Source organism: Phenylobacterium sp., assembly GCF_035276905.1.
In the GTDB taxonomy this organism is placed as follows: Bacteria; Pseudomonadota; Alphaproteobacteria; order Caulobacterales; family Caulobacteraceae; genus Phenylobacterium.
On the sequence record NZ_DATELG010000376.1, the window covers coordinates 1 to 6466 of the forward strand.

At 67.6% G+C, this 6466-nt stretch carries 5 protein-coding genes; 2 read left to right on the forward strand and 3 right to left on the reverse strand.

Annotated elements, in window-relative coordinates; all coding sequences use genetic code 11:
• Positions 1 to 2370 (forward strand): TonB-dependent receptor (locus VJS38_RS17975; RefSeq protein ID WP_324089524.1); only part of this gene is annotated, 2370 nt, incomplete at its 5' end.
• Here the strand turns inward: VJS38_RS17975 and VJS38_RS17980 are convergent.
• From VJS38_RS17980 to VJS38_RS17990, 3 genes are all read right to left on the reverse strand, one after another.
• Complete coding sequence (locus VJS38_RS17980; protein ID WP_324089525.1) at positions 2339 to 3388, reverse strand: glycosyltransferase family 2 protein; 1050 nt, start codon at positions 3386 to 3388, stop codon at positions 2339 to 2341. The two genes, VJS38_RS17975 and VJS38_RS17980, sit on opposite strands and share 32 nt — an antisense overlap.
• A 94-nt stretch (positions 3389 to 3482) precedes the next feature.
• Complete coding sequence (locus tag VJS38_RS17985; RefSeq protein WP_324089526.1) at positions 3483 to 4004, reverse strand: TadE/TadG family type IV pilus assembly protein; 522 nt, start codon at positions 4002 to 4004, stop codon at positions 3483 to 3485.
• Complete coding sequence (locus VJS38_RS17990; protein WP_324089527.1) at positions 4001 to 4495, reverse strand: TadE/TadG family type IV pilus assembly protein; 495 nt, start codon at positions 4493 to 4495, stop codon at positions 4001 to 4003. Before VJS38_RS17990 ends, VJS38_RS17985 begins: the two co-directional genes overlap by 4 nt.
• Before the next feature lie 158 nt (positions 4496 to 4653).
• Between VJS38_RS17990 and VJS38_RS17995 the strand changes: the two genes are divergently transcribed.
• Positions 4654 to 6255 (forward strand): TadE/TadG family type IV pilus assembly protein, encoded by a 1602-nt coding sequence (locus tag VJS38_RS17995; protein ID WP_324089528.1) that lies wholly within the window; start codon positions 4654 to 4656, stop codon positions 6253 to 6255.
• Positions 6256 to 6466: the final 211 nt, after the last annotated feature.

Below are 6466 nucleotides of genomic sequence, written 5' to 3' on the forward strand. Positions count from 1 at the left end.
CCGACGATGCTGTCCGAGATCGTCGTCACCGCCCGCCGCCGGCCCGAAGGCCTGCAGAACACGCCGCTGATGGAGAACGTCGTCACCTCCGACAGCCTGCAGAAGCTGAACATCAAGCAGTTCCAGGACATCCAGGCGGTCGTGCCGGGCCTAAGCCTGGCGCAGAACGGCAGCGGCTATCAGGCAGCCGCCTCGCTGCGCGGCGTCACCTTCGACGTCAGCACCGGCGCCCAGCCGACCGTGGCGCTCTATCTGAACGAAGCGCCGGTCCAGGCGCTGTTCCTGTTCCAGTCGCTCTATGACGTCGGCCAGATCGAGGTGCTGCGCGGACCGCAAGGGACCAACCGCGGGGTCTCGGCGCCCTCCGGCGCGATCACTGTGAACAGCCACAAGCCGGACCTGTCGCAATACGGCGGCTATGCCGACGTCACCGCGACCGACCTCAGCGGACGGGCGGCCCAGGGCGCGGTCAATCTGCCGCTGATCAAGGACGTGCTGGCCTTGCGCGTCGCGGGCGTCATCGATCAGAGCGACCTGGACGGGGTCCGCAGCCTGCACAACCCGCTGCGCCCGCGGCAGACGACCAGCTCGGAGCGGATCAGCCTGGGCTACAAGCCGACCGACGACTTCAGCGCCAATGTCACCTACCAGCACCTGGACAAGCGGCTGACCGACTTCGACCAGGTCTCGGGCCCGGGCCAAGGCACGGCGCTGAACCCGGCGATCACGCCCGACCAGCGGCTCTCGGTCGAGGACGGCGCCAACGAGATCGCCCAGCACTTCGACGTCGTCACCGCCCAGGCCGACGCCCGGGTCCTGGGCGGCCAGCACCTGAGCTATGTCGGCTCCTATCTGAACTTCAAGATCAAGACCGCCAGCTCGCAGGACCAGGGCAACCTGCTACCGGGCGCGGAGCCCTACGCCCGCATCGCCGTCGCCCAGGAACAGACCACCCAGGAAATCCGCCTGGCGTCGGACAAGCCGCTGCGAGGGATGTTCGACTACATGGTCGGCGCCTACTACCGCTGGCAGAACAACGGCGGCCGCATCGTCAACACCGGCCCCCTGCTCCCCGGCGCGTTCGGCGACCCGAACGGCCCGTTCGACTTCGCCCACTTCAATCCGCGCTACCAGGCGCCGGTGATCATCGACGCCCCCTCGACCCTGCAGGAGACCTCGATCTTCGCCAACGCCACCTTCCACCTAGGGTACGGTGTGGAGCTCGGCACAGGCGTGCGCCAGATCTTCTCGATCGTCAAAAGCCAATCGCAGATCGCCATCGGCGAGGTCGTCTTCGCCCAGCAGCTGAGCGACATCGGGGCGGAGTCCTGCGCCGCGGCGGGCCTGGGCAGCACCTACCCGGGGACCTGTGACCGGATGCTTCCGGCCGGGCTCAGCCAAAGCGCCCAGCCGTTCCGCGCCTCCGAGACGCCGCACATCTACAACCTGTCGCTGTCGAAGCGGGTGACGCCGGGCCTGCTGCTCTACGCCAACACCGGAACCTCGTACCGCCCGCCGGTGGCCAGCATCGGCATCCAGGGCGACCTCGCCGCCTCCACCGATCCGGAGCTCAGCACCCTCACCTTCCATCCCTCGGAGCACACCCGCGCCTACGAAGCGGGCTTCAAGGCGACCTTCCTGGGCGGGCGCGGGCGCCTGAACGCGGCCCTCTTCCGCCAGCAGTTCGAGAATCTGACGGTCTTCGTCCCCGGCGTGACCTATGTGAACGTCATTCACACGCCCGTCCTCACGCGGCAGAACACCAACTTCGATTTCACCGCCAGCGTGGACGCGCTGGTCCAGGGCTTCGACATCGACTCGGCGTTCCAGATCACGCCCAACTGGAACGTCGCCTTCCAGCTGAGCTACGCCGACGGCAAGATCCAGGACTCCAAGGTTCCCTGCAACATCACCGACGCGGCCGGGAACGCCGTCTTCAACACCGGCGGGCTGATCTCGCTCTGTCCGGGCGGATCGTCCTCGCGGCTGCCGCTGTGGAACGCGAATCTGCAGACGGAATACGTGCAGCCGGTGTCCGACAAGGTCGACGGCTTCCTGCGCGGGCTCGTGAGCTATTTTCCGCAGAACCGCAACCGGGCGGAGCCCGACTTCACCGTCGACGCCTACAGCCTGATCAACCTCTACGCGGGCCTGCGCGGCCACGACGGCGCCTGGGAGGTCTCGCTGTTCGCCCGCAACACCTTCGACACCGACCGCGCCGTCGACGTGCAGTCGGTGCAGCTGAACGCCAACACCCAGCTCGGGGCCGCCTTTCCGGAGCTGGTCCGGCCGACCGGCTACTACCTGACCCAATCCACCCCGCGGCGCGAGGTGGGGATCAACGTCCACTACGCGTGGGGATCGCGCTGAGCGGCGTGCGCGCGATGGCCAGCCTGCGGCTGCGCCGCGAGCGCAGGACGTCCCACTTGTCCTCGGCCATGCGCGCGAACATGTAGGGCACGCTATCCTTGCGCGCCGCGATCGCCCTGATGCCGCTGGCCAGGCCGCCCTCGCGGCGCGCGTCGAGCACCTCGCGCAGGTCGACCTTGGCCTGCAGGTGCCGCACGTGCCGCCGCACGGCGAGTTGCTCGCGCGAGGTCAGCCCCGGCAGGTCGAGCAGACGGGCGCTGGCGTCGCGCAGCGCCCGCAGGTCCTGGGTGGTGTGCCGCACGCTCAGCGATCCGGCGCGCTCGACCGCCACATAGCCGCAAGGCGGAACGACCTTGAACAGCGCCCCATGGCCGAGGGCGGCGCTGTAGAGGATGACATCCTCGCCGAGCCGCAGGCTCTCGTCATAGGCCAGGGCGTGCTGGGCCAGGAAGGCGCGCCGCATCAGCGGCTTGAGGAAGCCGTACTCGCGCCGGGCCATCCCCGGGCGGCTGACGTTGGCCTCCAGGAAGCTGCTGAAGTCGAGGGTGATCGGCAGCGGCTCGCGATCGCCGATGACGCGACGCCCCGGAGCGCTCTCCGCGCCCTCACGCACCATCAACAGATCGTCGGCGACGAAGTCGCAGCCGTCGGCCTGGGCCAGCAGCCGCCTCAGCCGTCCGGGCTGGAAGAAGTCGTCGGCGTCGAGCGGGCAGATCCAAGGCGCGTCGGTGATGGCGATGGCCAGGTTGCGCGCGGCGGCCGGTCCGCCCGAAACCGGCAAGCTGCGCACCACCAAGCGCTCCGAGCCCGCCGCCGCCTCGCGTGCGACCGCCACCGTGGCGTCGGTCGAACCATCGTCGATCAGCACGACCTGCCCGGCTTCCGGCTCGGCGAGCGCGCTGGCCACCGCCCGGCCGACCGTCGCCTGGGCGTTCTTCGCCGGGATCATGACCGCGACCTTCGGCGTAGCGCTCGCTCCGCAGTCCTTGGGGCCGGATAGGGATGCCTGGTTCCTCACGAAGCGCGCGCCCCCATGCTCAGGCGGGCTGCTCCCTCAGCTCGACCTTAATTTCTGGAACACGGAAGGCGGCGGTTCGTTCCGCGCGCGCAGATCAGGACGTCGCCCGGGTGACCTGGGTCGAGATCCGCGGGCGCAGATAGGCGTGCTTCAGCATGGTCATCGACTTCGGCAGGACCATGCCGAACAGCGAGGCGAAGGTGTAGCTGGCGTCGGCGACGATCACGCTCTCGTTCGCCTGCAGGTAGCCCGCCGGCAACGACGGGTCCCCGGCCAGGGTCCAGTTCTGGCTGACCGACCAGTCCTGCTTCACCACGCCGTTGGCGTCGGCGGTGAAGCTGGTGATCCGCTCGCCGAGCTGGCTGGTCGAGAACGGCGTCACCAGCAGGGCGCCGGCGGCCAGGATGTCGTTGAGGTCGCCCGGGCTGACCGACTGTTCCTGGGCCGTAAGGTCGGCGAGCGCGCCGGCGACGTGGGCGATGCGGCGGTGGGCTTCCAGCGCCTGGACCACCTCCACCGTGCCGAGGTGGAAGACGATCAGCAGCGGCGCCGCCATGGCGAACTCGATCGCCGCGGCGCCGCGCTCGCAGCGCCGCCAGGCCTTCGCGAGCCTCATGCGTAAGGCTCGTTGCGGAAGGCGGCGCGGGTGTCCAGGATCGCCTGGGTCGGCCCGGCGAGCTGGAAGTTGCCGGCGTACATCGGCAGGATCAGCGGCCAGGTGTAGGTCGCCCGGACCAGGACGATGTCCCCCGCCCCGCCGGCGTTGAACTGCCCGGTCGCCGCGGCGCCGGCGGCCGGCCCGGCGTCGGCGAAGTTCGGCGTCACCTGCACGCTGGTCTTGAGGCGGGCGTGGCAGTCCGCCGAGCTCTCGACCATGTTCGCGCAGATCATGTCGACGAGGGCGGTGGTGTTCGCCGGGCGGTCGGAGGCGCCGGTGCGGATCTTTCGCGCCACGTCCATCACCGCCGCGTCGAGATTGCTCGAGACCACCTCCAGCATGCCCACCTCGATGGTCGCAATGATCAGGGCGATCGCCATCGGCGCGACGAAGGCGAACTCGATCGCCGTCGCCCCAACGTCGTCGCGTCTGAATGCACGCAGGCTCATGCGTCAAACCTCCCTCAACTGGCTTTCGAAAGTCTGGATGAGCACAACCAAGAATAGGTTACTATATCCGCCGGAACATATTTAACCAGTTCCTCAAAGCACACCTTAACGTTGTGACCTCATAAGCACGCCATGCATGTCGTTTCATGGATGGGGCAATGAGAAACCTGCTCGCCCGACGATTCCGCGCCGACCAACGGGGCAACGTCGCAATGCTGACGACCCTCGCCATCGTCCCGCTGACGATCGCCTCGATGGGCGCGGTCGACCTCACCCACGGCATGGCCGCGCGCGTGGAGTTGCAGGACGCCCTGGACGCCGCCGCGCTCGCGGCCGGGCGCAGCGGGGCCGCGGACAACGCCACGTTGCAGAAGACCGGCCAGCGGCTCCTGCAGCAGAACCTCGCCGACGCCAGCGACCTCACGCTCGCCGCCTCCTCCTTCAAGCTCGGAGACAGCGGCCAGGTGGTGGCCTCGGCGACGGTGACCTACGCCTCGACCTTCGCCGCCATGTCCGGCCATCCGGGCGAGGCGTCCGCCTCCACCGAGGTGACGCGCGCCAACAGCATGCTCGAGATCGCCCTGGTGCTCGACAACACCGGCTCGATGGACGACACGTTGGGGTCCGGCGACAAGAAGATCGCCCTGCTGCGCACGGCGGCGGCGAACTTCGTCGACACCATGGCCGCCGCGGCCAAGTCGAGCTCGGTCTCGGACTCGATCAAGATCTCACTGGTGCCGTTCTCCAACACGGTGAAGGTCGGCGCGAACTACAAGACCGCAACCTGGCTCGACCAGGCCGGCGTGGCGTCGATCAACAACGAGATCTTCACCAAGAAAAAGGGCGTCACCCAGGCGGCCAACCGCTTCACCCTGTTCGACAATCTCGGGACAACGTGGGGCGGCTGCGTCGAGAACCGCAAGGCGCCGTACGACATCCAGGACACCGCCCCGTCGACCAGCGCGCCGGACACGCTGTTCACGCCATTCTTCGCACCTGACGAGGCGGACAACGTCAAGGACTGGCGCGGCGACAAGGCCGACAACGACTACGTGAAGGATCCCACCAAGGAAAACAACGTCACGCTCGACCAGTGGGGCAAGCAGGGCAGCATCCTCAAGTACACGAAGGCCAACAAGACGGTCACCACCCTCGACGCCACCATCGGGCCCAACAGCGGCTGCGGCATGCAGGCGATCCAGCGCCTCACGACCGATTTCGCCGGCCTGAAGGCGGCGATCGGCCAGATGGTCGCCGTCGGCGACACCAACATTCCGATGGGTCTCGTCTGGGGCTGGCATACGCTCTCGCCCAACGCGCCCTTCGCCGATGGCGTCGACTACCTGGCGGCGAAGCACAAGAAGATCGTTGTGCTGATGACCGACGGTCAGAACACGATGAGCAATAATTCGTACATCTTCGACAAATCCCACTACTCGGGGAACGGCTACATCTGGCAGGGCCGGATCCTGAAGGACAACAACCCCCTCACGCCAGTCAACGACGTCAACAGCAGCGACAGCGACCGCACCGCGGCGATGGACGACCGCCTGAAGCGACTCTGCAACAACATGAAGGCGACCAGCGTCGGCATCGAGATCTATACGATCGGCGTGGGGGTGACGACCAGCAGCCGCGCCCTGCTCAAGAGCTGCGCCACGGACGCGAACCATTACTTCGACGTAACCACGGGGACGGCGCTGAATCCCACCTTTCTCAGTATCGCCAATCAGATCGCCCAACTGCACCTATCCAAGTAGATCGAGCTTACTCTGGACGCCCTGCCATGGCTAACGCCCCGCTAACCTTGGACTAGCGGGGCGTATACCGCAAAATAATCCCTCAGGATCAGAGTTCCCCCAAACAAGCCCAGAGAAGGTGGGGGCCCCGGATGCTCAAAGGCACGTTCAGCTACACGCCTCCTGCGGCTCTCGCGGGCAGCGCGCGCGACTACCGCCATGCCCGCGGCGC

Bases quoted from the DNA above. Each gene is read 5' to 3' on its own strand.
- VJS38_RS17985 (WP_324089526.1), bottom strand. From the start codon at position 4,004: ATGAGGCTCGCGAAGGCCTGGCGGCGCTGCGAGCGCGGCGCCGCGGCG.
- VJS38_RS17990 (WP_324089527.1), bottom strand. From the start codon at position 4,495: ATGAGCCTGCGTGCATTCAGACGCGACGACGTTGGGGCGACGGCGATC.
- VJS38_RS17995 (WP_324089528.1), top strand. From the start codon at position 4,654: ATGAGAAACCTGCTCGCCCGACGATTCCGCGCCGACCAACGGGGCAAC.